Origin of the sequence: Pusillimonas sp. T2 (genome assembly GCF_002236805.1) — a bacterium.
GTDB lineage: Bacteria > Pseudomonadota > Gammaproteobacteria > Burkholderiales > Burkholderiaceae_B > Neopusillimonas.
The window spans coordinates 181,773-205,708 of sequence record NZ_NIQA01000001.1 but is presented as its reverse complement, the minus strand read 5'-3'; the positions used below and the strand labels follow the sequence as shown (position 1 = coordinate 205,708).

Here is a 23,936-nt window from a genome sequence, read left to right as displayed (position 1 = left end):
CAACCTTCAACCTTTAATATGTAAAGCGAAACATGATTTGGCCTTTTATCACCAATTTTTTCAGGGCCGGCTCATTGTCATCCACGTAAGGAAACACACCATGACGCATACAAGACGTGACTTCCTGCAGCTTAGCGTTGCTGCAGCCGGTATTTCGGCCATTGGCATGCCAGCATTTGCACAAAATGCCGGGCAAGACCTCGTTATCGCCTACAACACAGGCGTACCCAGTTGGGACCCAACGACGGGCCCTTCCGCAGTTAACCCCAAACTTCAGGCGCTGTACCTGTCGGTTTTCGATCGCTTCATCCAGCAAGAGGCCGATCTGAGCTTCAAGCCTGGGCTGCTCACCGAATGGGGTTTTACCGACGACAACAAAAAAGTGCGCATGGTGGTTCGCGAGGGCGTCAAGTGGCACGATGGTTCGCCTTTTACGGCCGAAGACATTGCCTGGTCGCTGCAACGTGCCGCCGATCCTAAAACTGGCAACCCCGGTCAATTCGTCTGGAAGAACCTGACTAATTTCAAAGTCGACGGCAATGTCGTTACGGCAGATGTTGTTCAGTTCGAGCCCACCATTTTCAAATGGATGGCGTTCCTGACCGGTTACGTTTTGCCTAAGGCCTATTTCGAAAAAGTCGGCCCCGAGGGCTTCGAAAAAGCGCCTATTGGCACTGGCCCCTACAAAATCGACGCTTACGAGCGTGGTGCTTATGTGCGTCTGGTGGCCAACAAAGATTATTGGGGTGGTAAGCCGGCATACGACGTGGTCACCATCAAGTTTGTCCCGGATGCCGCCAGCCGTGTTGCCGAGATCGAATCCGGCAATGCTCAGGTCACCATGGAAATCCCCTACGAGGAATTCGACCGCCTCAAGCAGAAGCCCGGGCTCAAGGGCGAGGCCTTCCCCATTTCCGATATCGCCATGATCTTCCTGAACGATGTCGGCCCCATGCTCGACAAAAACGTTCGTCTGGCTGCGCATCACGCGATCGACAAGCAACTGATCATCGACCGTCTGTTGCGTGGCTACGGCGTGCCGCTGTCAACGCTCGAAGCACCCGAATACGATGCCTTCGATCCCAACCTCAAGTTCGAGTACAACCCCGAAAAGGCCAAGCAGTTGTTGGCGGCGTCAGGCTTCTCGCCCGAAAAACCGGTCAAGTTCACGATTCAGACAACGCGCGGTTTCAAGCCTAAAGATTACGAAATGATCCAGGCGATCGTGGGTATGTGGCGTCGGGTAGGCATCGAGGCCAACATCGAAATCTATGAAATCGCCAAGCACTTCGAGCTGCGTGGCGCCGACCAGCTTGCACCGGCTGCATTCTATAACTGGGGTAACGCTATTGGCGATCCAACCACGTCGACTGGTCACTCCATGTTCGGTCCTTCGCCCCACTCGGTCTGGGACTCCCCCGATCTCATTGAAAAGATCGCACCGCTGTGGGCCGAGCCCGACGAAGCCAAGCGTATCCAGGGTTGGAAAGACGTCAGCGCCTACATCATGGAAAACGGCTATGTTATTCCGTTGCTCCAGTATGTTCTGCCTGTCATCCATTCCGATAAAGTCGTGGTCCCGCCGGCAGCTACCGGTGACGTCACCGCGGCTTCCATGAAACCCGCCTAATTTGCTCTCTTGATCCGGGCGGCCGCTCTGGCCGCCCGCCACATTCCGCGACAGTTCTGCTGCACCCATGTTGAAATCTATTCTTATCCGGCTAGCCACGATGTTCGTGACGCTGGTCGGTGTTGCTATTGTTGTTTTTATCCTGATACGTGTCGCGCCTGGCAACCCGATTGCCATGATGGTATCCCCTGGGGCCACCGAGGCCGATATCGCCCAACTCACGGCCTTATACGGGCTCGATAAGCCGCTACTCCAGCAGTTCTTTATTTGGGCCGGCGGGGTATTGCAGGGTGATTTCGGTACGTCGATCACGCTTAAGCAGCCGGTTGCCGGTTTGGTCCTCGAGCGATTGCCGGCGACGCTCGAACTCTCCATTCTTGCGCTGCTCATTGCTCTCGCCATTGGCGGTGCTACTGCCATTTGGGGCGCCAAAGAACGTGGGCGCCCGGGCGAGGCCGCTGTCGACCTCTTCAACGGCGCCACGTTGTCGATCCCCGATTTTTTGTGGGGGCTGTTGTTGATTTTGCTGTTCGGCGTACTTTGGCCTGTGTTTCATATTTCAGGCCGTGTTTCACCTCAGCTTAATCTCGACTTCACCACTAATTTTTATCTTTTCGAGGCCTTGGTACGGTTCCGGTTCGACGTCCTGCAAGACCTGATGGCGCATATGCTGATGCCGGCCCTTTCGCTGGCGTTGCCATTAGCTGCGATTATTTCGCAGTTGCTCAAGCAAAGTCTTAAAGATGTGCTGCAGCTTGATTACACCGTGCTGGCTCGCGTGCGTGGTTTTACCGAAACCCAGGTAATTTTGCGCGAAGCCCTGCGTAACGCGGCGTTACCCACGTTAACGCTCATCGGCGTGCAGTTCACCTTTCTTATCGGCGGTACCGTTATTGTCGAACGCCTCTTCGCCTACGAAGGGCTGGGCAATATGGCCATCGATGCGGTTATTAATCGCGATCTTCCGCTGATTCAGGGCATTGTCCTGATGTTTGCTTGTTTGTTTATTTTGGTGAATTTGGTAGTTGATATTGCCTACACCTTCCTTAATCCGAGGCTGCGTCATGGCTGAAGCCACATTAAACGCCGTTCCCGCCGAGCCGCGGGCACGAGTACGTAAAACAAATTTAAGGCTCTGGTTGTCGGCCTCCTGGATCGCCATTGTTGTCCTGGCCGCGTTATTGGCGCCGTTTATTGCGCCGCACAATCCGCTCGAACAAGATTTGCTGCTCGAGCGTTTGCCCCCCATAGGTTTCAGCGGTTACGAAGCGGGGTTCTATCTGGGTACTGATAGTCTTGGGCGCGATGTCTTGTCCCGTCTTATATACGGTGCGCAAATTGCATTAACGGTTGCGTTGGTTGCCGCTACGGCAGCCTGCGCTTTCGGTTCGGCACTGGGCTTGCTGGCGGGTTACTTCGGCGGCTGGGTAGACCGGGTCGTGTCGCGGCTTATCGATATCTGGATGGCGTTCCCGCCGGTGCTGTTTTCCATTTTGTTGGTTGCCGTGCTGGGGACAGGCCTGACGTCTGTCATTTTGGCCATCGCGATCATCGACTGGACGCGTTTTGCCCGTGTGATTCGTGCCGAGACTATGGTTCAAACGCGCATGGACTACGTCCAGTCAGCCCGCATCGGAGGGGCTACCCGCCTGGGCACATTAGTTGCCGAGGTAGTGCCTAACGTGCTGCCCACAGTGGTGGCTTTGTTGGCACTTGAAATGGGCGTGGCGGTTATCGTCGAAGCCATTCTCAGTTTCGTGAATCTGTCTATTTCGTCCGACTCCCCAACCTGGGGTGGCATGATCGCCGAGGGGCGTGCCTCTATTCATTTTGCCTGGTGGGTGCTCGTGGCACCGCTTGTAGTGCTTTTCCTGACAGTGCTGTCGTTCAGCCAGTTGGGTGAGGGCTTGAAAGACCAGTTCGACCCGCTGGCAAGGTAAGCAACATGACACTAAGTACAAACAATGTTGGCGCCGGTATGGCGCAACCCACACTCGAAGTCACCGGCTTGAACGTCGTATTACGGGGCGGTGGCCGGTTGTTGCGCGATGTTTCGCTTTCGGTTCAACCCGGCGAAGTCCGCGCGTTGGTCGGCGAAAGTGGCGCAGGTAAAAGTATGATTGGCAAGGCGGTGCTGGGCGTCTTGCCACGCAACATCGAGGTCACCTCTGGCCAGATTTTGCTGCAAGGCGAAAGCCTCGACGCGCTCGGTGCTGCGCAGCGACGCCAAACGGTGGCGGCTGCTGCGTCACTTATCCCGCAAGATCCTCTAACGGCTTTGAATCCGTCGCGTCGGATTGGCGTGCAAATCACCGAACGTCTTGTCAAGCGCCTGGGCTGGAGCAGCGCCGATGCACAGTCACGAGCCCTCGAACTGCTGGACCGCGTGCATATCCGTGATCCTAAGCGGGTTATGGCGTCTTATCCGCACGAGTTGTCCGGGGGGATGCGCCAGCGTATTTTGATTGCTGCTGCGTTTGCGCCTAAACCCAGGCTCATCGTGGCAGACGAACCCACAACCGCGCTCGATGTAACCGTGCAAAAGCAGATTTTGCGTCTGATTCGCGAGCTGCAGGCCGAGTCCGGTACGGCGGTTTTGTTCGTCACGCACGACATGGGGGTTGTCGCGAAGATCAGTCAAACGGTGACCGTTCTTTTTGCCGGTAAAGTCATGGAAAGTGCGCCTACGCGCGAGGTATTTGCCAACCCGCAGCATCCGTATACTCGGGCGCTTATCGGGGCTACGCCGCGTTACACCCATCCCAACGAGCCGCTCAAGCCGGTGCCGCCCGAGCTGATCGCCAACCTGAAGAAAGAAATTGCGCTTACCGATGCCAACGGAGCTGCCCATGTCTGAACCCTTGTTCCGCGTCAAAGATTTGCGCCTGTCGCTTCCTGATATGTCGCGCAAGAAGCTGTTTGGTCCTGCCCCCCGCATCGAAATTCTCAAAGGGCTGACGTTCGATCTGCCTGCCGGGGAAATTATCGGTATCGTGGGCGAAAGCGGCTCCGGGAAGTCTACCTTGGGACGTGTGCTGGTTCGTTTGTTGGGCGTGTCGTCTGGTCAGGTTCTGTTTCGGGGCAAAGACATTTCGCGTCTTACCGAAGAGCAGATCAAGCCTTTACGTCGTGATCTCCAAATGATTTTCCAGGACCCGATGTCGTCGCTCAATCCGCGTCACACGGTTGGCCGAATTGTGGCGTCGCCGCTTAAGCGTTATGGTTTCGACAATCCGCGCCGACGAGCCATCGAAGCGCTTGAACGGGTAGGGCTGCCCGCGGTGTTTGCCGCCCGGTATCCGCACGAACTATCGGGTGGGCAGCGTCAACGGGTGGGCATCGCAAGGGCAATAGCGCTCAACCCGTCGTTTATTCTGGCCGATGAAATCGTCTCGGGGCTTGATGTGTCGTCGCAGGCGCAAGTACTGACATTGCTGCAAGATCTTGCCGCCGACATGAACCTTACGATTGCCTTCATCAGCCATGATCTCTCGGTCATTCGTACCGTGTGCTCGCAGGTTATTGTGCTTAATCATGGCGAGATCGTTGACGCGGGGCCCTGCGATCAGGTTTTCAACAACCCGCAAAGCAGTATTACACGCACACTTATCGATGCCATCCCGTTACCCGAAATAGACGACGCATGGTTTGACAGCGTCCGGCTGGCCGAAGCCTAGGCAACTGGCCAGGGTTTATTGGATGTCAGCTTTATAAGATTTAGCCGGGCAGCTTTCTACCCGGCTTTTTTTTGGCGCAAGGCCGATGGCTTGCCCTGTGTTTTTCGATGTTTTTGTCGGCTTTGCTTTGCCGAACATGTTGTTGTCAAAAAATGGGTGTAAGCTTTAGTCGTCTGCTTGTTAAGTTTTGCATTGTTTTGCAAGGCAGCGTTTCGAGTTGTTTGGCGCAGCCTGGCCCCATCAGGTATCTTCAATGACCCAGCCCCATCCGCAACCGTCGTCACATTATCTCGACCTGTTGCTCGATGTCGTTTTTTTGGTCGACACCGAGGGCCGAGTAGCGTACGTCAATGCCGTCTGCGAGTCCGTGCTGGGGTATTCCCAGCACGAGCTCATGGGGCGCAGCATGCTCGATTTTGTTGTGCCTGAAGACCACGAACGCACGCGCACCGAAGGCCAGAAGGTTTTATCCGGAGAGTCGCGGGCTGGTTTCGAAAATACCTATTTGCACAAAACTGGGCGTCGTGTACGCCTGATGTGGACCGCGAGGTGGTCGGAAGCGGACCAGATGCGTGTCGGCGTGGCCCGAGACGTTACGCAGCGTCGACAGCTCGAAGCCTTTCAGGCAGTTACTTTTGCGCTCTTCGAAGCGACCAGCAAGGTCAATGACATCGCTTCATTGTTTCAGCAGGTTCACAGCGCATTAAATAGCGTTGTACCCGTTGAAACCTTCGCAGTGATCACCGTGTCCGAGAGTCACCCCGGTAGGGCGGGGCATCTGGTATTTAATTGTTTTGGGGCTGGCCCTTGGTTGCCTGCCACTCAGGCGGCACAGGCCCGTCATAAGTGTCAGGCCGTATACGACACTGCGCTTAACGGGAGTGCGGTCCAGGCATTTGTACAAGACGGCTGGTGTGTCGCACCGCTAATGGTGCACAACCGTCTTTTAGGGGCTGTTGCCTTACAGGCCGACTTCACAGAGTTAAGCTTTGATGCGGGTATGGCCTTTTGGCCGTATTTTTTTGGCCAGCTTAGTCTGGCCGTCGAACGCTTGCAATGGCAGGCGCGTCTTGTGCGTCAGGCCAATCACGATGAGCTTACTGGTCTGCCTAATCGTCGCGCACTCAACGAGCGTCTTGCGGCTGTAGTGTCTCGGTGTCAACGGCATGGCGGGCGTATGGCCTTGTTGTTTATCGACCTCGACGATTTCAAGCAAATCAACGATGTCTATGGCCACGACAGCGGCGACATGCTACTTCGTGCGTTTGCCCATCGCCTTAAGCATGGCTTGCGTCTCGAAGATGCCGCGTATCGCTTCGGAGGCGACGAATTTATTGTGCTGCTTGACGATGCAGTTTCCCAAGACATCATTCAAACCGTGACTGCAAAAATTACGCATATAGCCAGCTTACCTGTAGAGACCGGCGCTGCAACGCTCCAAGTCAGTGCCAGTGTGGGTGTGGCCTTGTTTCCCGACCACGGTGCTGACGCTGAATCCCTTATCGCTTATGCCGACCAGATAATGTACGCCCGCAAGCGATCTCGAAGCGTTGGCACGCCGTCTTATGCAGGCGGGGCATCATGCTGATCATTGACCTGGTCAAGAATGCGGCGCTGTTGGTTGCCCTGGTGGTGGCCTATCAAGTTGTTATGTCACGCAAGCGGCGAGACATGGCGTCCGGTAAGGTGTTGTTCGGCGTGTTGTTGGGCCTGACGGGTATCGGTGTGATGATGGCACCGGTCGATTATGGCAACGGTATTATTTTCGACAGCCGGACCATATTGCTTTTCGTTGGTGGCGTGTTTGGCGGGCCGTTGGTGGCGATAATCAGTGCGCTGTTTATGGCGGCTTACCGCGCGTGGTTAGGCGGCGCGGGCATGTGGGTTGGGTTGCTTACTATCCTGACGGCGGCCAGTATTGGCTGTTTCTATTACTACGTTCGGTTGCGTTCGGGCGGTGTACTTAGCTTTGCCAGGGCCTGGTTTGGCGGTGTCGTTGTGCACGGATGCATGTTAATGCTGTTCTTGCTTTTGCCCGCGGGTGTTGGCTTTATCATTGTCAGTGAAGTCTGGTTCACAGTTTTTTTGGCCTATCCACTAGCGACAGCATTGGTCTGCTTGCTGTTTCAAGACTACGAAGAGAAAGAGCAGTCGCGGCTTAATTTGCATCGGCTGGCGTATTTCGACGGTCTAACTGCTTTGCCTAACCGTTTGTTTCTTTACGAACGTATACAAGACAAGCTTGCGCAGTGCATCGGCACGTCGCAGGTAGGGGTGCTTGTGCTGATTCATGTCGATCGCTTTTCGCGTTTTAACGACGCGCGCGGGCATGCTTTTGGCGACAAGCTTCTGGTTCAAGTGGCCGAACGCTTGGCAGCTGTCCTTGATGGTCGGGGCACGTTAGCGCGTATGTCTGGCAGCGAATTTCTCGTGCTACCCCACGAGGTCTATGACACACGCTCGTTGGCCGACAATGGTGGAAACGCGCTGGTCGAGCAAATTCAGGGAGCGCTCACACCTGACTTCAACATTGACGCTATCAAGGTTTCGGTGGTCGCCAGTATTGGTATGGCTCATTTTCCGTTATCTGATTCCGATACGGCGGGTGAGGTCTTGCGTCGGGCCGACACGGCCATGCATCGGGCCAAAGCGGCAGGCGGGAATCAGGTAACGGTGTATGAAGCGTCTATGTCCACGGTCGCCGAGCGTCGGTTTCATCTTGAACGTGAGTTGCGTCAGGCGATCCCAGAAGGCCAGTTGATGGTGTATTTGCAGCCGCAAGTTGATACCCATGGCACGCTTGTTGGGGCCGAAGCGCTGGTGCGCTGGCAGCACCCCGAGCTGGGGCTGGTGTCTCCCGTTTCGTTCATTCCGTTAGCAGAAGAGTCCGACCTTATCGCTGATCTTGGCATTTGTGTGCTCAGGCAGGTTTGTGCGCACATTGCTGCGGGCCGCTTCCCCGATTCCCCAGATTTCAGGGTGTCAGTCAATATTAGCCCGCGCCATTTTCATCAACGCAGTTTTGTGGCGTCAATCACGGCCATCTTGGCGGAAACCGGCGCCGACCCGCACAAATTGACGTTCGAGGTGACTGAAAGTTTGCTGATTCGAGACGTTGACGACGTAATTTCGAAAATGCGGCAGCTTAGTGCGTTGGGTCTACATTTCTCGCTGGACGATTTTGGTACTGGCTATGCGTCACTTACCTATGTCAAGCACTTGCCAATTCATGAACTGAAAATCGACAAGACGTTTGTTCACGATGCCCCCGTCGATCACGACAGTGCGGCATTGGTCGAGTCGATCTTGGCGGTGGCGCGTCACATGCATCTCAATGTCGTGGCCGAGGGTGTGGAAACGTCAGAGCAAGCCGAGTTTTTGAAAGCGCGTGGCGACGTCATTTACCAAGGATATCTATTTGGCAGACCTGAGCCTGCCGATGCCTGGTTTGAGCGATTTTCGAACAAAAATTAGTGCTTGGCGGGCCAGCTTGAAAGCGTTCGGGTGGTCTTGAGCAACATGGCCACTAAAGGGTTGTCTGCAGCATCTGCACGGTAAATGACGCCAATCGGGTAGTTGGCCCCCAGGTCATCAATCGGGGCGACGGCCACTTTCTGGTTAGCTTGATAATCTAGCGCAATTTTTTCCGGCAAAATCGAAAGTAAGTTCGTGTGGTTAAGCATTTCAATTGTTGCAAACACTGACGTTGTTTCGATGTCTACGCGTGGTGCCTTAATGCCGAATTGCGCAAGCCTTGATGCGACGAGGTTGTACACCGCACCTTGTCGTGCGGGAAGCATCCAGGCGGTTTGTTCAAGTATTTGCACGCGTGCTTCAGCCGATGCATTACGAAGAGGATGATGAGTGCCGCACACAATGACGGTAGGCTCGGTGTAAACCGCCTCATGACGTAAATCTGGCGTTAAATTTTCCATAACAATGCGGCCGATGATGCCGTCGATTTCCCCTTTCGACAATTGATCCAGCAACTGGAGCTCTACGGCTTCCCGTAGTTCGATCGTGAGCCCTGGCCATTGGCTTTGAAGGGCGGAATACAGCTTGGGCAGAAACTCTGGCACCACCACCGGAAACACGCCTAGCCGCATGTGTCCGGTGCCGCCACCCAGCGCATAGAGCAGTTCTGTATGTGTCGCCTGCATTTCTGCCAGCAAGATACCTGCCCGGCGTGTTAGTACCTGGCCGGCTGCAGTGGGGGTAAGTCCCCGACGATTCCGGGTAAATAAAGGGGTCTCGAATATATCCTCGATTTCCCTAAGTAGCTTGCTTGCGGTGGGCTGGGCCATATGCAGTTTTTTTGCAGCCCGTCCGACGTTCGGATCTCTGCCAAGCCAGTCTAGCAGCGCCAGATGACGTAAACGCAGCCGGCCCATCAGGCGACGGAAATCAATTTCTTGTGACATTTTGGTATTCCATTATGGCATTACAGAGATCTATTTATTCATGTTTAAGGTATTTCATAAAGATTACGTTACTTATAAGATCCGCTCAAGCGTCTGAGGTTTGGCGTGACTGTCGCGTCCGGGCGGGGTACGGCTTCCCGCTCACTTATGCACAATAAAGAGGAGATCTCATGTCTCGTAAATTGCTTGTATTGTTGACCGGTCTGATGATGTCGGTTTCATCAGTCTCGTTTGCTCAAACCCCTGTGAAAATTGGCCTGACAGGTACATTCACTGGGCCGAATGCGTCAAATGGCCTGCCTTACCGTCATGCGGCAGATGTCTTCCCGCCAACATTGGGTGGGCACCCGGTCGAGTGGATTTTGCTGGATGATGGCGGCGATGCCACGACAGCGATGAAGAATGCACGCCGTTTCGTTGACGTTGATAAAGTTGACGCCATCGTTGGCTCTACATCGTCGCCCACAGCGATGACGTTGTTTGATATTGCCAATGGCAGCAAAACTGCGCAGCTAGCGATGTCGCCAGTGGCTATATCCCCCGAGAAGCGTGCTTTCGTATTCAACGTGCCGCAACCGGTTTCTTTGATGTCTGCGGCCATTGTCGACGATATGGTCAAGCAGGGCGTAAAGACGGCGGCGTTCATTGGCTACGCGGATGGCTGGGGTGATCTGAACTGGAATATTTTCAAAGAGATGGCGCCCAAGGCTGGTATCGAGATACTGGCTGAAGAACGATACAACCGCACCGATCCATCGGTCATTGCGCAAGTGCTCAAAGTAATTGCTCAAGATCCTGATGCCGTGTTTATTGGCGCATCTACGACGCCTGCAGTATTACCGCACGCGACGTTGCGTGATCAGGGTTACGACGGCTTGGTTTACCAGACCCACGGCACGGTCGCGCAGGCGTTTTTGGATGCCGGTGGTAAAGCTGTCGAAGGCGCCCGCATGCCGACCGGCCCAATGGTTGCCGCCAATGAGTTGCCCGACAGCAATCCGATCAAGCAGGTGTCTCTTGACTTCGTCAAGAAGTATCAGGCCAAGTGGGGTGATGGCCCCGTGTCGCCATTTGCTGGTTATGCGTGGGATGCCATGTTGATTCTTGATGCGGCGGCAAAGAAGGCTTTGGCAACGGGGGCTAAGCCAGGTACCGAGGACTTCCGCGTTGCGCTGCGTGATGCCCTGCAGTCTGGAGATGAGGTTGTGGGTACCAATGGCGTATATCGCTTCACTGCAGAAGATCACTATGGGCTGGACGAGCGTGCCCGCGTCATGATCACCGTCAAGGACGGCAAGTTCCGCCTGCTCGAATCGAACTAAGTGTCCATTATGAATGCCACTATTGCTGCACTGCTGGTTCAGGATGGGCTCACCAATGGTTTGCTCTACGCCCTGATTGCTTTGTCCATTCTGCAAGTGTTTCTTGTCACTAAGGTTCTGTGGTTACCCGCGGGTGAGCTGGTGGCTTTCGGAGCGCTGACAATGGGCGTATTGAATGCGGGGAAGGTACCAGGCACGGTCTGGTTGCTGCCTTGTATCGGGCTTGCTGCCTTATTGTCCTGGGGTTGGACAGCATGGCGTACCCAGTCTTGGCGAGGGTTGGGTCGGCAGGTGGCATATTCTGTGCTTTATCCGGTAGCGGCGAGCGCGCTCGTGTATGTGCTCGCCGCGTCACTGTTGTCTCCGGTTGTACGCGGGGTGCTGACGCTGATGCTCGTCGCACCGATGGGGCCCCTGCTTTACACCGCCGTCTTTCGTCCCATTCTTCACACCACGATTCTGACCAAACTGATTGTTGCCGTGGCCTTGCATGTGGTGCTTGTGGGCGCCGGCTTGTTGTTCTTTGGTCCTGAAGGCTTGCGCTCGGCGCCGATCGTTGCCGGCCGTATTGATGTTGGATTCACCCGCCTGTCATATCAGCTCATTCTGGTCGCCGTCGTGTCGCTCGTGCTGATGATCGCCCTATGGGCATATTTCGAGCGAACGCTGTGGGGTAAGGCGCTGCGGGCAACGGCGATGAACCGGCTGGGGGCCAGGCTGGTGGCTGTCCGGACTGAGGCTGCAGGTTTGATTGCTTTCGGGATTGCGGGGGGCATCGGCGCGCTCGCCGGCGTGCTTATTTCGCCAATTACAACGGTTTACTACGACTCTGGGTTTTTGTTGGGGCTAAAAGGCTTTATTGGGGTGGTGTGCGCCGGTATGGTCAGTTTCCCGCTGGCAGTGCTTGGTGCCCTTGGTGTGGGCTTGCTGGATGCGTTCGCGTCTTTCTATGCCTCGTCCTTACGCGATGTCATTGTTTTTGCAGCTTTGGTGCCCGTACTCATGTGGCGTTCGCTGTATGTTCACCACGAGGAAGAAGAGTCATGAATAGCGGGTTTAATCGTGCTTGGGCTGTTGCATTGCTTGCGGTGGTCGTAATGGTTGTTGGTGTTTTTTTGCCGGTCTCGGTGTTGACGCCACTTAACTATATTGGTCTGCATGCGTTGGTCTGTTTGGGGTTGGTGTTGATGACTGGCATGGCGGGTCTGACCTCATTCGGGCAGGCAGCGTTCGTTGGCTTGGGTGCCTATACCTCGGCAGTATTGGTCACATCGCTGGGTTGGTCGCCCTGGCTATCGCTTCCGGCCGCATTGCTTGTCTCTGGGGGGAGCGCCTATGTGCTTGGGTGGCTGACCATCAGTCTGTCAAGTCATTATCTTGTGCTGGGCACAATGGCTTGGGGCATTAGCCTTTACAACCTGTTTGGCAATCTAAAGGGCCTGGGCGGGTACAACGGTATCGGCGGCATTCCCGCTATCAGCATTCCCGGGCTCGATCTTCAGAATGCCCAGACCTTCTTCCTGTTGATTTGGGTTTTCAATGGATTTGCTTTTCTTTTTGCCAGAAATTTGCTCGACAGCCGAATAGGGCGTGCCATCCGTAGTCTCAAAGATCCGCTGATGGCGCAGTCTTTCGGGGTTTGGACGACTCGCCTGAATGTGTCTATTTTTGTCATTGCCGCTGTTCTTGCCGGCCTGGCAGGCTGGTTGCATGCGCACTACGTCACTGTGGTGAATCCGGGGCCTTTTGGCGTCGGGGCATCTATTGATTATCTGTTCATGGCCGTAGTTGGCGGCACTTCCAGTCTTGCTGGTGCGCTGGTGGGGCCGGTTGTCGTGGAGCTGCTAAGGACGGTTGTACGTGACACGATTCCAGGGTTGACGGGGGTAGGTGGCAGCTTCGAAATCATGGTGTTCGGCATTGTCGTCATTCTGTTGCTGCGTGGTTCGGGCAACGGGCTGGCAGCGCTTTTGTTTCGTGGCAAGTCAGCGGGTCGTGCTCCTGTGGCCCCCGATCGTGCGAAGGCCTACGAACCACGCACCAAGCCAGATTTGGGCAGTGCGTTGCTAAACGTAAAGGGGCTGACCAAGCGCTATGGTGGTCTGACTGCGGTAGACCAGGTGGACTTTGATGTTGTTGCGGGTGAATTGCTAGGCGTCATTGGGCCTAACGGCGCGGGTAAAAGCTCATTGTTTAACGTGCTGACGGGTGTCATTTCGCCGTCCGAAGGCAACGTTACGTTTATGGGGCGTGCCATTGCCGGGTTCAATCCTCGCAAGATTGCTGCGCTGGGTATTGCGCGTAGTTTTCAGCATGTGCGCATTCGCGCCGACCTGACCGTACTTGAGAACGTTGCGCTAGGGGCTTATGGCCGAGGTGGCCCTGGATTTTTGAGTGCCATGCTTCGTCTTGACCGTGACGAAGAGCATCGTATTTTGTTCGAGGCGCAGCGTCAGCTCGATCGTGTGGGCCTTGGTGCGTTTGCAGCCTTGCCGGCCGGCTCGCTCGCCCTTGGGCAACAAAGGCTGGTGGAAATCGCGCGCGCGCTGGCCAGTGATCCCGTCTTGCTGCTGCTTGATGAGCCTGCTGCCGGGTTGCGACTTCAGGAAAAACAGGCGTTAGCCGATCTGTTACGCCAACTGAGGGCAGAGGGCGTCACGATGCTGCTGGTGGAGCACGATATGGATTTTGTGATGAGTCTGGTCGACCGGATTGTGGTGCTGCAATATGGACGCCGTATCGCGATGGGTACGGCGCAAGAGGTGCAGCGCGATCCTCGGGTCATAGAAGCTTACTTGGGCGGGATCGAGGACTGAGGATATGAGTGAGTTGTTGAGTGTTACTGACCTGAGTGTCAGTTACGGCAAGATCGAGGCGGTGACCGGCGTGGCGCTGGTGGTTCAGCCCGGTAGTGTGGTTTCTATTGTCGGGCCGAATGGGGCAGGTAAATCAAGTTTGTTGAACGCTGTGATGGGGAGTGTCCCTTCGAAGGGTGCCGTGTCGTTGCTTGGCAATCGTATTGAGGATTGGCCAATTGAAGATCGTGTGGAGCATGGGCTTTGTCTGGTTCCTGAGCGCCGGGAGTTGTTCTCAAACCTTTCGGTTGCTGACAACCTGGATCTTGGGGCTTTCCGTTATCGTCAATCCAAAGACGCCGAAACTTCCCGCACGCGTGACTGGCTATTAACCCTGTTTCCCCGCCTGAAAGAGCGTCTGGCGCAAAAGGCTGGAACCCTCTCCGGCGGCGAACAACAAATGCTGGCTTTAAGCCGGGCTCTGATGGCAAGGCCTAAAGTCTTGTTGCTTGATGAGCCTTCGTTGGGTCTGGCGCCGTTGATCGTGCGTGAAATATTCAAGGTGATCGTTTCGTTGCGTGAGCACGGTATGTCTGTGCTGGTTGTCGAGCAAAACGCCCGCATTGCTTTGCAAAGCTCTGACTATTGCTATGTGATGGAAGGTGGGCGATTTGCGCTTCAAGGACCCGCAGGCGAACTGGCAGAAGATCCGCGGGTGGTCGCTACGTATCTGGGCGCCTCAAAAGTAAATCAGGGAGATAAATAATGACGGAAATTGCAATTCCTTATGGCGCCTATTGGTCAACACCGTTTGCGCGCTGGCAGGGCAGTCTGGCGCACTTGCATAGTCTTAAGTTTGCCGCGCATGTTGCAAAAGGTGCGTTGGCGCGACGCAAAATAGACACGTCGGCTATTGAGCACGCCGCCTTGGGTTTGTCGGTACCACAGCGAGGCGCTTTTTATGGTTTGCCGTGGCTGATGGCCGACCTTGGTGCCGGCCACGTGGCTGGGCCGACAATTAGTCAGGCGTGCGCAACAGGGGCACGCCTGTTGCAGTCGGTTGCTTCGACAATTCGCGAAGGTGATGCCGAGGTTGCGTTGGCGATTGCCTGCGACCGGGTGTCGAACGGCCCGCATATTTATTATCCGGCCCCGCATGCGCCCGGTGGTACTGGCGAACACGAGAACTGGGTTCTGGACAACTTCAATTGTGACCCATATACCGGCGTGAATATGCTGACTACGGCTGAAAATGTCGCGCGTGAATACGGGTTGACGACGCAGGCACAAAACGAGTTGACCGTGCTCCGCTACGCACAGTATGCCGATGCACTGAAAGACGACAGTGCATTTTTGCGACGCTTTATGGACTTGCCGTTCGAAGTGCCGGATGCCCGATTCAAGAAAACACAAGTCACGCTTGCGGGCGATGAAGGCATATTCCCTACAACACAAGAAGGGCTTGAAAAACTCAGGCCTGTGATGGAAGGCGGGACGGTCACTTTTGGGGGGCAAACACATCCCGCCGATGGAAACGCCGGATTAATTTTGACAACCCCTTCTCGTGCCGCTGAGTTTTCGCGTGATCGGAACATCGGCATACGTATTGTGTCGTTCGGGCAGTCGCGTGAGCGACCCGCTTATATGCCTGCAGCGCCCGCGCCGGCTGCCCGGCGTGCCTTGCAGGCGGCCGGCCTTAGCGTAAGTGACCTGGCTGCGATAAAAACGCATAACCCGTTCATCGTCAACGACCTGGTGATGGGAAAAGAGCTTGGTATCGCCCCTGAGTCTTTTAATGATTACGGCTGTTCGCTTGTCTGGGGGCACCCGCAGGCGCCAATGGGGCTTCGTGCTGTCATCGAGTTGATTGAAACGCTGGTCATCAAAGGCGGCGGCTATGGTTTGTTTGTCGGTTGCGCCGCGGGCGATTCGGCCATGGCGGTAATCATCAAGGTACAGGACCAGTCATGATGCAATATTCGATGCCAGTTGTTTGGCCGACGGTCGTGCACATGCTTGATGACGCAGCCAGGCGCTCACCAGAGCACACTGCGCTGGTTTGTGGTGATGAACAATTGAGTTACCGGGAATACGCGGCTTGCGTTGCCGGGCTTGCGGCACGACTGCAAACTGCAGGGCTTGGCAAGGGGGAGCGCGTTGTGCTTTTGATGAACAACGCCATTGATATTGCCATTGCAACGTTTGCCGTACAGGCGGCCGGCGCTCAGGTTGTTCCTCTGAATCCTGCATACACGGTAAGCGAGTTGTCGCAGGTGCTGGACAACGCAGCGGCGCGAGGTGTCTTTTACGATGAGTCGGTCGCCTCGGTTGTTGATCAGGTGGCCAGTCGTTTCGATGTCTTGTACGCAGTTGGTACGGGTCCGAAGTCCGAACGCCTGACCGCCTGGAAAGCCCAGGGTCATCTTGCCGACCGGTTGCCTTTGCCCGAGCCGGATGCGCCCTCGACTTTGCAATACACCGGGGGTACGACCGGCGTTCCCAAAGGTGTCAGCCTCACGCATCGGGCGGTGGCTACGAATATCAGTCAACGGGAAGCTTTGTTGCCGACGCTGCCCGAGGTCGAGCGTATTTTGGCCATCACTCCCCTGTTTCATGTTTACGCCGTGTCTATGGGGCTGTATTTGGCGGCTTATTGTCGAAGTACGTTGGTAATTGTGGCTCGTTATCGTCCCGACATTGTGCTTGAGCAAATTGCGAAGCATCAGATTACGTTGATGTCAGGGAGTCCAACCATTTTTATGGGGCTGATGGGCTTCGAGGGTTTTGCACAAGCCAATCTCACTTCTTTACGTCTTTGTTTCTCAGGCTCTTCAGCGCTCGCTGCCGAAACCTTGCGGCGCTGGGAGGCGGCTACAGGATGCGCGGTTTGCGAAGGGTATGGGCAAACCGAAGCGGGCCCGGTACTTACCTACAACCCCTACCATGGGGATCGCAAGATAGGCACGGTGGGTATTCCCGTGCCCGATACGACTATCCAGATTGTTGATGTTCACGAGGGACAACGGGTTTTAGCGGCCGGCGAGATAGGCGAGGTCAGGGCCTTTGGGCCGCAAATTATGTCTGAGTATTTTGGGCGACCCGCCGAGACAGCAGAAGCGCTCAGGGAGGGTTGGCTTTATACAGGTGACATAGGCTTTCTTGATGACGAGGGCTATTTGACTATTTGTGATCGTAAGAAAGAGATGGTCATTGTCAGTGGTTTCAACGTGTATCCCCGAGAAATTGAAGAGGTGCTTTTCCGTCATCCGCAAATTCGTGAAGCTGCCGTCGTGGGCGTTCCGGACGACTACCGTGGTGAACTGCTGGTTGCGTATGTGGTGGCACAGGGTGAGCCACCAACCGTTGAGTGTTTGATGGCGTATGTGGCGGAACATCTCGTGAAGTACAAGTGGCCTGCGCGCGTGGTCTGGATGTCCGAGTTGCCCAAGACCAGCGTCGGAAAAGTCGACAAGAAGCGCATCCGTGCTTTGGCTATAGAGGAAAAAAATGTCACAGCCCATTGATAGCCGTCCTGAGGGCATGGCCCTTGTCGAGTGGCAAACACGCGTTGATCTGGCCGCCTGTTACAGGCTTGTTGCCTTGTATGGCATGAGCGACTTGATTGCCACACATATCAGCGCCCGTTTACCTGACGAGAACGGTCGTGAGGTATTTCTGATTAATCCTTACGGCTATTTGTTTGAGGAAATTACGGCGTCGTCACTGATTAAGGTCGATAGTGACGGCAATACGCTGTCCCCGACAACCGAGCCGGTAAACAGGGCTGGCTTTGTGATTCACAGCACTATTCATGCGGCAAGACCTGACGTGGGTTGTGTCTTGCATACGCATACGCGGGCGGGGGGCGCCGTCAGTGCGCAGCCGCGCGGCTTACTGCCTGTTTCGCAGCAGGCCACTTTGGTGTTGGGCGCATTGGCCTATCACGACTACGAAGGGTTGGCAGTACACGACGAGGAGCGCGCCCGATTAAGGGCAGATCTGGGCGATGCGACTTATTTCATGTTGCGCAACCATGGCCTGTTGACGGTTGGACCTACCGTTGCGCATGCCTTTTGGTCAATGTACATCTTCGAGACGGCTTGCCAGATCCAGATTTCCGCGCAGGCCGGTGGCGAGTTGTTATTGGTTGGTTCCGAGGTTTTATCGGGTGTTGAGGTCGCCATGGAAAAAATGGCTACCGCTCATCCTGCTTTATTGGCATGGCCGGCATTGAAGCGGCGTTTGAACCGGCAATTGCCGGGTTATGACAGTTAATAGGAGACTGCGATGAGTACGATGTTAATGAAAACTTTCGAACATCCTGCCGCATGGACGCGTGCGCAGATGCAAGGGTCGGAGGCCTGGAAGTATCACTTGACACATGACGAGGTGGAGGAGCTCAAGGCGGCAGTGCAGCATGCGATCGCAACCGGCAAGTCCGTCTCCCAATTGCATGCTGAAGATTTTCCGTTGCCTGTTCTTACACCGCGTATCGATAAACTTCGTGATGAGCTTGAAGAGGGTAGAGGTTTTGAACTGTGGCGTGGTTTACCTGTGGGGGACTGGTCGGAGCATGAGTTGAGCGTCGCCTTTTGGGGGTTGGGTCTGCACCTGGGGTCGCCCATCGTGCAGAACTCGAAGGGCGAGCTTCTGGGCAGCGTGACCAACACGACTGGCACTGACCCCAGCACTAACGCCGACTCGCGTTTCTATCACACCAATCATGCGGCACCGTTTCACGTTGATGGCGCAGACGTCGTCGGTTTAGCTTGTGTTCGCCCGTCGAAGTCGGGCGGAGCCAGTCTGGTGGTGAGTTCCTGCAGTATCTACAACGCTATTTTGCGTCAGCGCCCAGATCTTATTCCGCTGATGTACGAACCGCTTTGGTTTGACCATCGTGGCGAGCGCAATGCGGTGACGGGCGAACCGTATTGGGTGACCTCTATATGCGGCTATATCAATGGCAAGTTATCGATGATGTACTTGCGGAACTTTATCGAGTCTGGTCAGCGTTACGAAGGCGCGCCGCCCCTAACCGATAAACACCGAGATTTGTTTGACCTGATCGATGAGTTGGCGGCGTCCGATGAGTTGTGCTTGTCGATGGATTTTCGGCCTGGCGATATTCAATGGCTTAACAACCATACGGCTCTGCATTCCCGCACCAGCTATGTCGATTGGGATGATCCGGCCCGGCGACGCTGGCTGCTAAGGCTATGGCTAAATTTTGATGAGCGCAACCGGTTCACAGAACACTATGGTTTTTACGGAATTGCTGTTGATAGTGAAACCGTGTCCTCTTGAACGTATTACTTGCATGCGGCAATAAGGGCGACCGCCCTTGTTCTTGCTTGACACCCAGGCAATAAAAGGGCCGGCGCTCGGCCGGCCTTTTAACTGCGGGCCAGGTTACCTGGCCTACTGCTTTTCCGCTTATTTTTGCGGAGCTTTTGCAAAACGCAAATAGGGCAACTTGATGTTGAGGTCGCCGAATTTCTCTTTGGCCTGCTCGTCGTTCAGGCTTAACGCCACAATAACGTCTTGACCAGGCACCCAGTTGGCCGGTGTGGCAATGGGTACGCCGTCGGTTGCTTGCACGGCATCTAGTGCGCGCATGATTTCAGCAAAGTTGCGCCCAACTGACATAGGGTACGACATGGTCAGGCGGATTTTTTTATCGGGGCCAACAATGAAGACGGTACGTACTGTGGCGCTGTGTGCGGGCGTGCGGCCGTCGGGCAGGTAGGCATCGGCCGGCAGCATGTTGTAGAGCTTCGACACGTTCAACGAGGTGTCGTCAATGATCGGGAAGTCGGCCGGGGCGCCGGCAACGGCCTCGATATCGCGCTTCCATTTTTTGTGGTCTTCAACATTGTCTACCGAAACCCCCAGCACTTTGGTATTGCGTTTGACAAATTCGGGCACCAATTGGGCGACTGCGCCGAACTCGGTGGTGCATACGGGGGTAAAGTCTTTGGGGTGCGAGAAAAGGATGGCATAACTGTCGCCAACCCAGTCGTGAAACGTGATTTGACCGGCGGTCGAGTCGGCGGTGAAGTTGGGGGCAACGTCGTTGATTCTTAAAGACATGGCTGATCCTTTGTGATGTTGAGGAAAACGGAAAGGTTAAACACCAGGCGAGCGGCCTACGTTAAATATGCATTTGACTGCATATGACTTATAGGCCATAATTTCGCCCTTTATGTTAACTGTAAGCTGTTTGTAATAAAGGCCTTTGCGCTACTCTGCGCAAGCGTAACAATCATACGCCTGGCTCTACCATAACGCTATGTCCAAAAAAAATCTTGATACGCGTCAATCAACGCTCCTTGCGGATGTGCCGACATTAACGCTTAAAGAGCTAAGAAAGCGGGCCGGGCACACCCAGGACGAAATGGCGTTGGCGTTGGGCGTTGGGCAAGACACGGTATCGCGCCTTGAAAAGCGCGATGACATGTTGCTGTCTACTCTACGTCACTATGTTGAAAGCATAGGTGGACAACTTTCACTGGTCGTGACACTGCCTGGTCAGCCCCCTGTTCAAATTGCGCATCGCGACGGCAAAAAAGATTGATATTTATATGATTCCAACCCCTTACTACCTTATCGACAAATCGGCGCTGCTGCGTAACCTGAAAATTATTCAACGGGTGCGCGAACAGTCGGGTGCCCGCGTTTTATTGGCTCTCAAGTGTTTTGCTACCTGGACAGTCTTTGACTTGATGCGCGAGTACATGGATGGCACGACGTCATCTTCGTTGTATGAGGTCAAGCTGGGTTATGAAAAGTTTGGTGGCGAAACCCATGCTTACAGCGTTGCATTTGCCGATCACGAAATAAAAGAGGTTGTCGCCAGCTGCGACAAAATTATCTTTAATTCCATCAGTCAATTAAATCGCTTTGTGTCGCACGCCGACGGCAAGCCCATAGGGTTGCGGCTCAACCCAGGGGTAAGCTGCGCCGGTTTCGATCTGGCTGACCCGGCGCGTCCGTTCAGCCGGTTGGGCGAGTCAGATCCTCAGCGCATTATTGACGTTGTTGATCAGATCAGCGGCGTGATGATTCACAACAACTGCGAAAACAAAGATTTCGATCGTTTCGATACGCTGTTGGCCGATGTTGAGGCACGCTACGGCGAACTGTTGCACCGGTTGGATTGGGTTAGCTTAGGGGGCGGTATCAGCTTTACTGCCGAAGGTTATCCGGTCGACGCATTTTGCGCGCGGCTAAGGCAATTTGCAGATACCTATGGTGTACAGGTTTATCTTGAGCCGGGTGAGGCTACGGTGAGGCATACGACCACACTCGAGGTCAGTGTGCTGGATACCGCCTTTAATGGCAAGCACCTGGCTGTGGTTGATAGCTCCACCGAAGCTCACATGCTCGACTTGCTCATATATCGCGAAACCGCTCCGTTGGGTCAGGGGCAGGGTGACCATGTCTACCAAGTATGCGGCAAAACCTGTCTGGCGGGCGATATCTTTGGCGAAGGGCGTTTTGACCGTCCGCTGCAGGTGGGTGATCGTATCTCTATTGGTGATGCGGGCGGCTACACCATGGTCAAGAAGAACTGGTTTAACGGCATTCATATGCCATCTATTGCAGTCAAAGAACTCGATGGCACGGTCCACGTCGTTCGCGACTTTTCCTTTGATGATTATGTCGCCAGCCTATCCTGACGGCAATCTTTTCACTTTGGTAAGAGAGAACATGCTATGAAGCGCAATGTCCTGATTATTGGTGCCGGCGGGGTCGCGCAAGTCGTGGCGCACAAGTGCGCCCAGAGCAACGCCGTGCTGGGCGATATTCATATCGCGTCGCGTACATTGGCCAAGTGTCACGCCATCATCGATTCTGTTCATGCCAAAGGCAGCATGCAAACAAAAGGCGTTTTGCAAGCCCATGCGCTTGACGCTCTCGATGTCGAGGCGACCAAGTTTCTGATTCGTGCCACTCACAGTCAAATTGTGATTAACGTCGGTTCGCCATTCGTGAATATGTCGGTGTTGCAGGCGTGTATTGAAACTGGCGCTGCCTACATGGATACTGCCATCCATGAAGATCCGCTTAAAGTGTGTGAAGCGCCGCCTTGGTACGCGAACTACGAATGGAAGCGCCGCGAGGCATGCAAAGCTGCGGGCGTGACCGCCATTTTAGGTATTGGGTTTGACCCGGGCGTAGTCAATGCTTATGCGCGTTACGCAATCGACCATCATTTCGATCAGGTTGATTCGATCGATATTATTGACATTAACGCCGGTAGCCATGGTCGATATTTTGCGACTAACTTCGACCCGGAAACTAATTTTCGCGAATTTACGTCAACGGTTTGGTCTTGGGAAAACAACGCCTGGAAAGCAAACCAGATGTTCGAGCATCGTAAAGACTGGGACATGCCCGTCACCGGCGTGGGCACGACTTACTTGACCGGGCATGACGAGTTGCATTCCATGTCGCAGCATCTGGGCGTGCCCAACATCCGGTTCTGGATGGGTTTTGGCGAGCACTACATCAATGTATTTAATGTGCTCAAGAATTTGGGGTTGCTGTCCGAGCAACCTGTTCGTACCGCGCGGGGGCAAGAGATCGTGCCGCTTGAAGTCGTGAAAGCCGTATTACCCGACCCTGCGTCGCTGGCACCGGATTACACCGGGAAAACTTGCATCGGTGATCTGGTCAAAGGCACGAAGGACGGTCAGCCGGCCGAAGTCTTGATCTATAACGTATGCGATCACGGGGCCAGCTACCAAGAAGTAGGTAGTCAGGCGATTTCTTATACTGCCGGTGTGCCGCCGGTAGCTGCTGCACTGCTGATTGCCGAAGGTGTTTGGGATGTCGGCGGTATGGTCAATGTTGAAGAACTAGACCCTGCGCCACTGATCGCCCAGATGAATCGTATGGGGTTGGTCACGCGCATCCGCCATGCGGCGGGTGACGATGTGCTCGAGCCGATTTGCCCGGTTGCTGCGCCATTGGGTGACGACCGCCAGGGCGAACTGAAATACGGCTAGGCCTGGCATGGGGCCCGGCCGGTGTTGTTTATGGTTGGGCCAGGTCTGTATAAAAATCGACCTCGATCAGTTCGCGGGATACCGGCGTGAATAGATCTTGCCACATTTGGTAGGGCTGGTTAAATACGTTTTCGGAAAGCTCCTGGTCGCCGGCCAGAGTTTGCAGGTAGGCCAGGGCGCCATCAACAGAAAAGATGTTTTCCGAATAAAAAATGCGGGTGCCCATTAGTTGTTTACCCAAGACCGATGCCACGATAGCTGTTTCCAGATTGTTCCTTCTTGGGGTAGACGGGCCGGTGATCACAGCGACGACCTGAGCCCATTCTTCGGGCGTGGCCTGTGCTCGTATCGTGCGTAAAACGTCGCTCATGGCAGCAGCGTGCGCACGACCTATCGACAGGGTAATGGCCGAAATATCAGGTTCTGCAGCTTGCAGTGTTGCCCGCAGGGCGGGGAGGTCTATGCGCCTCTTGGCTAGCGCCGTAGCTGCGTAGTCATTCAGCCGGTGTAAAACCTTATCGACGCGCGCCTGCTCAAGGCGATTCAGTTCGGTGCGGCCAACCAGCGTTTTCAGTTGCTGCAGATTGGCTATAAATGTTTGTAATTCACCCCATTGGGCGTCGTTGCCGGCCTGTGCCAGTCGGGTCATCAAGCCATGGAACCCCAGCACCGCATGCATGATCGACCGTGCATCGTTATAGCGTTGAATGGGCACCGCATAAATGTGTCGCTGCGTGCCGCGCACCACGGTTACGGCCGAATTTTGTACGACCAGAATCAGCGGCAGCCGTTCCAGTACTTGCGCAGTTCGGGCTTGGTAAAGCTCGCGAAAATTGGTGTTCAGCGCGTTCAGCGCCTGGTCTGTTTCCTGGGCTGTTGTGCTCGCCCAGGCCTGCGAGGTTGACAGCATGGCCGCTAGCGTCAGCGTGGTCGCCAGTAAAGCTGCCCGTACGCAACGCCCAGCATTTGGCGTTGTGTGGATAAAAAAACGCATGGCAAGACCTCTTGATCAGAGCGTGATTGAACGTTTCGGATTATGCGGAGTTTTGATTGACGTTGTCTACGAGGGATCGGTGACAG

At 54.9% G+C, this 23,936-nt stretch carries 21 protein-coding genes; 18 read left to right on the top strand and 3 right to left on the bottom strand.

The window, feature by feature from the left end; genetic code table 11:
- Positions 1–100 precede the first annotated feature (100 nt).
- The 7 genes from PuT2_RS00910 (at position 101) to PuT2_RS00880 (ending at position 8,781) form a co-directional block, all read left to right on the top strand.
- Complete coding sequence (locus PuT2_RS00910) at positions 101–1,630, top strand: ABC transporter substrate-binding protein (RefSeq protein WP_093969149.1); 1,530 nt, start codon at positions 101–103, stop codon at positions 1,628–1,630.
- 67 nt (positions 1,631–1,697) lie between these two features.
- Complete coding sequence (locus PuT2_RS00905) at positions 1,698–2,702, top strand: ABC transporter permease (protein ID WP_093969148.1); 1,005 nt, start codon at positions 1,698–1,700, stop codon at positions 2,700–2,702.
- Positions 2,695–3,570 (top strand): ABC transporter permease, encoded by an 876-nt coding sequence (locus tag PuT2_RS00900; RefSeq protein ID WP_093969147.1) that lies wholly within the window; start codon positions 2,695–2,697, stop codon positions 3,568–3,570. The genes PuT2_RS00905 and PuT2_RS00900 overlap by 8 nt, the downstream gene beginning before the upstream one ends.
- A 5-nt stretch (positions 3,571–3,575) precedes the next feature.
- Positions 3,576–4,487 (top strand): ABC transporter ATP-binding protein, encoded by a 912-nt coding sequence (locus PuT2_RS00895; protein ID WP_233574970.1) that lies wholly within the window; start codon positions 3,576–3,578, stop codon positions 4,485–4,487.
- Positions 4,480–5,307: an ABC transporter ATP-binding protein gene (locus PuT2_RS00890; protein WP_093969146.1), complete on the top strand. Its 828-nt coding sequence runs from the start codon at positions 4,480–4,482 to the stop codon at positions 5,305–5,307. Before PuT2_RS00895 ends, PuT2_RS00890 begins: the two co-directional genes overlap by 8 nt.
- Positions 5,308–5,560: 253 nt before the next feature.
- Entirely contained in the window at positions 5,561–6,895 is a 1,335-nt protein-coding gene (locus PuT2_RS00885; protein ID WP_093969145.1) for a GGDEF domain-containing protein, read from the top strand.
- Positions 6,889–8,781, top strand: coding sequence for a bifunctional diguanylate cyclase/phosphodiesterase (locus PuT2_RS00880; protein WP_093969144.1), 1,893 nt, complete (start codon positions 6,889–6,891; stop codon positions 8,779–8,781). Before PuT2_RS00885 ends, PuT2_RS00880 begins: the two co-directional genes overlap by 7 nt.
- Here the strand turns inward: PuT2_RS00880 and PuT2_RS00875 are convergent.
- Entirely contained in the window at positions 8,778–9,728 is a 951-nt protein-coding gene (locus PuT2_RS00875) for a LysR family transcriptional regulator (RefSeq protein WP_093969143.1), read from the bottom strand. The genes PuT2_RS00880 and PuT2_RS00875 overlap by 4 nt on opposite strands.
- Before the next feature lie 170 nt (positions 9,729–9,898).
- On the opposite strand from PuT2_RS00875, the gene PuT2_RS00870 reads away from it, so the two are divergent.
- The 8 genes from PuT2_RS00870 to PuT2_RS00835 are packed head-to-tail and all read left to right on the top strand — an operon-like array spanning position 9,899 to position 19,149.
- Complete coding sequence (locus tag PuT2_RS00870; RefSeq protein ID WP_093969142.1) at positions 9,899–11,050, top strand: ABC transporter substrate-binding protein; 1,152 nt, start codon at positions 9,899–9,901, stop codon at positions 11,048–11,050.
- Between the two features lie 9 nt (positions 11,051–11,059).
- On the top strand, positions 11,060–12,097 hold the full coding sequence (locus PuT2_RS00865; RefSeq protein WP_093969141.1) for a branched-chain amino acid ABC transporter permease: 1,038 nt from the start codon (positions 11,060–11,062) through the stop codon (positions 12,095–12,097).
- The gene (locus tag PuT2_RS00860; RefSeq protein WP_093969140.1) at positions 12,094–13,866 is read left to right on the top strand and encodes an ATP-binding cassette domain-containing protein; all 1,773 of its coding nucleotides are present in this window, start codon (positions 12,094–12,096) and stop codon (positions 13,864–13,866) included. Before PuT2_RS00865 ends, PuT2_RS00860 begins: the two co-directional genes overlap by 4 nt.
- A gap of 4 nt (positions 13,867–13,870) precedes the next feature.
- Positions 13,871–14,611 (top strand): ABC transporter ATP-binding protein, encoded by a 741-nt coding sequence (locus PuT2_RS00855; protein WP_093969139.1) that lies wholly within the window; start codon positions 13,871–13,873, stop codon positions 14,609–14,611.
- Positions 14,611–15,816, top strand: coding sequence for a thiolase family protein (locus PuT2_RS00850; protein ID WP_173862493.1), 1,206 nt, complete (start codon positions 14,611–14,613; stop codon positions 15,814–15,816). Before PuT2_RS00855 ends, PuT2_RS00850 begins: the two co-directional genes overlap by 1 nt.
- Positions 15,813–17,369 carry an AMP-binding protein gene (locus PuT2_RS00845; RefSeq protein ID WP_093969137.1) on the top strand — a complete coding sequence of 519 codons (1,557 nt, stop codon included), beginning with the start codon at positions 15,813–15,815 and terminating at the stop codon, positions 17,367–17,369. Before PuT2_RS00850 ends, PuT2_RS00845 begins: the two co-directional genes overlap by 4 nt.
- Positions 17,353–18,120: a class II aldolase/adducin family protein gene (locus PuT2_RS00840; RefSeq protein WP_093969136.1), complete on the top strand. Its 768-nt coding sequence runs from the start codon at positions 17,353–17,355 to the stop codon at positions 18,118–18,120. The genes PuT2_RS00845 and PuT2_RS00840 overlap by 17 nt, the downstream gene beginning before the upstream one ends.
- 12 nt (positions 18,121–18,132) lie before the next feature.
- Positions 18,133–19,149 (top strand): TauD/TfdA family dioxygenase, encoded by a 1,017-nt coding sequence (locus tag PuT2_RS00835; protein WP_093969135.1) that lies wholly within the window; start codon positions 18,133–18,135, stop codon positions 19,147–19,149.
- Positions 19,150–19,278: 129 nt separating this feature from the next.
- Here PuT2_RS00835 and PuT2_RS00830 read toward each other — a convergent pair whose 3' ends face one another.
- On the bottom strand, positions 19,279–19,935 hold the full coding sequence (locus PuT2_RS00830) for a peroxiredoxin (protein ID WP_093969134.1): 657 nt from the start codon (positions 19,933–19,935) through the stop codon (positions 19,279–19,281).
- 199 nt (positions 19,936–20,134) lie between these two features.
- Between PuT2_RS00830 and PuT2_RS00825 the strand changes: the two genes are divergently transcribed.
- The 3 genes from PuT2_RS00825 to PuT2_RS00815 are packed head-to-tail and all read left to right on the top strand — an operon-like array spanning position 20,135 to position 22,856.
- On the top strand, positions 20,135–20,419 hold the full coding sequence (locus tag PuT2_RS00825; RefSeq protein WP_093969133.1) for a helix-turn-helix transcriptional regulator: 285 nt from the start codon (positions 20,135–20,137) through the stop codon (positions 20,417–20,419).
- 7 nt (positions 20,420–20,426) lie between these two features.
- Entirely contained in the window at positions 20,427–21,524 is a 1,098-nt protein-coding gene (locus PuT2_RS00820) for a carboxynorspermidine decarboxylase (RefSeq protein WP_093969132.1), read from the top strand.
- Between the two features lie 36 nt (positions 21,525–21,560).
- Complete coding sequence (locus PuT2_RS00815; RefSeq protein WP_093969131.1) at positions 21,561–22,856, top strand: saccharopine dehydrogenase family protein; 1,296 nt, start codon at positions 21,561–21,563, stop codon at positions 22,854–22,856.
- Between the two features lie 28 nt (positions 22,857–22,884).
- On the opposite strand, the gene PuT2_RS00810 is transcribed toward PuT2_RS00815, so the two are convergent.
- A complete protein-coding gene (locus PuT2_RS00810; protein WP_093969130.1) occupies positions 22,885–23,850 on the bottom strand; it encodes a hypothetical protein in 966 nt (321 codons plus the stop codon).
- Positions 23,851–23,936 lie beyond the last annotated feature (86 nt).

Bases quoted from the DNA above. Each gene is read 5' to 3' on its own strand.
- PuT2_RS00820 (WP_093969132.1), top strand. From the start codon at position 20,427: ATGATTCCAACCCCTTACTACCTTATCGACAAATCGGCGCTGCTGCGT.
- PuT2_RS00895 (WP_233574970.1), top strand. From the start codon at position 3,576: ATGACACTAAGTACAAACAATGTTGGCGCCGGTATGGCGCAACCCACA.
- PuT2_RS00835 (WP_093969135.1), top strand. From the start codon at position 18,133: ATGAGTACGATGTTAATGAAAACTTTCGAACATCCTGCCGCATGGACG.
- PuT2_RS00830 (WP_093969134.1), bottom strand. From the start codon at position 19,935: ATGTCTTTAAGAATCAACGACGTTGCCCCCAACTTCACCGCCGACTCG.
- PuT2_RS00860 (WP_093969140.1), top strand. From the start codon at position 12,094: ATGAATAGCGGGTTTAATCGTGCTTGGGCTGTTGCATTGCTTGCGGTG.
- PuT2_RS00845 (WP_093969137.1), top strand. From the start codon at position 15,813: ATGATGCAATATTCGATGCCAGTTGTTTGGCCGACGGTCGTGCACATG.
- PuT2_RS00890 (WP_093969146.1), top strand. From the start codon at position 4,480: ATGTCTGAACCCTTGTTCCGCGTCAAAGATTTGCGCCTGTCGCTTCCT.
- PuT2_RS00910 (WP_093969149.1), top strand. From the start codon at position 101: ATGACGCATACAAGACGTGACTTCCTGCAGCTTAGCGTTGCTGCAGCC.
- PuT2_RS00825 (WP_093969133.1), top strand. From the start codon at position 20,135: ATGTCCAAAAAAAATCTTGATACGCGTCAATCAACGCTCCTTGCGGAT.
- PuT2_RS00810 (WP_093969130.1), bottom strand. From the start codon at position 23,850: ATGCGTTTTTTTATCCACACAACGCCAAATGCTGGGCGTTGCGTACGG.
- PuT2_RS00850 (WP_173862493.1), top strand. From the start codon at position 14,611: ATGACGGAAATTGCAATTCCTTATGGCGCCTATTGGTCAACACCGTTT.
- PuT2_RS00815 (WP_093969131.1), top strand. From the start codon at position 21,561: ATGAAGCGCAATGTCCTGATTATTGGTGCCGGCGGGGTCGCGCAAGTC.
- PuT2_RS00870 (WP_093969142.1), top strand. From the start codon at position 9,899: ATGTCTCGTAAATTGCTTGTATTGTTGACCGGTCTGATGATGTCGGTT.
- PuT2_RS00855 (WP_093969139.1), top strand. From the start codon at position 13,871: ATGAGTGAGTTGTTGAGTGTTACTGACCTGAGTGTCAGTTACGGCAAG.
- PuT2_RS00840 (WP_093969136.1), top strand. From the start codon at position 17,353: ATGTCACAGCCCATTGATAGCCGTCCTGAGGGCATGGCCCTTGTCGAG.
- PuT2_RS00885 (WP_093969145.1), top strand. From the start codon at position 5,561: ATGACCCAGCCCCATCCGCAACCGTCGTCACATTATCTCGACCTGTTG.
- PuT2_RS00865 (WP_093969141.1), top strand. From the start codon at position 11,060: ATGAATGCCACTATTGCTGCACTGCTGGTTCAGGATGGGCTCACCAAT.
- PuT2_RS00875 (WP_093969143.1), bottom strand. From the start codon at position 9,728: ATGTCACAAGAAATTGATTTCCGTCGCCTGATGGGCCGGCTGCGTTTA.
- PuT2_RS00905 (WP_093969148.1), top strand. From the start codon at position 1,698: ATGTTGAAATCTATTCTTATCCGGCTAGCCACGATGTTCGTGACGCTG.
- PuT2_RS00880 (WP_093969144.1), top strand. From the start codon at position 6,889: ATGCTGATCATTGACCTGGTCAAGAATGCGGCGCTGTTGGTTGCCCTG.
- PuT2_RS00900 (WP_093969147.1), top strand. From the start codon at position 2,695: ATGGCTGAAGCCACATTAAACGCCGTTCCCGCCGAGCCGCGGGCACGA.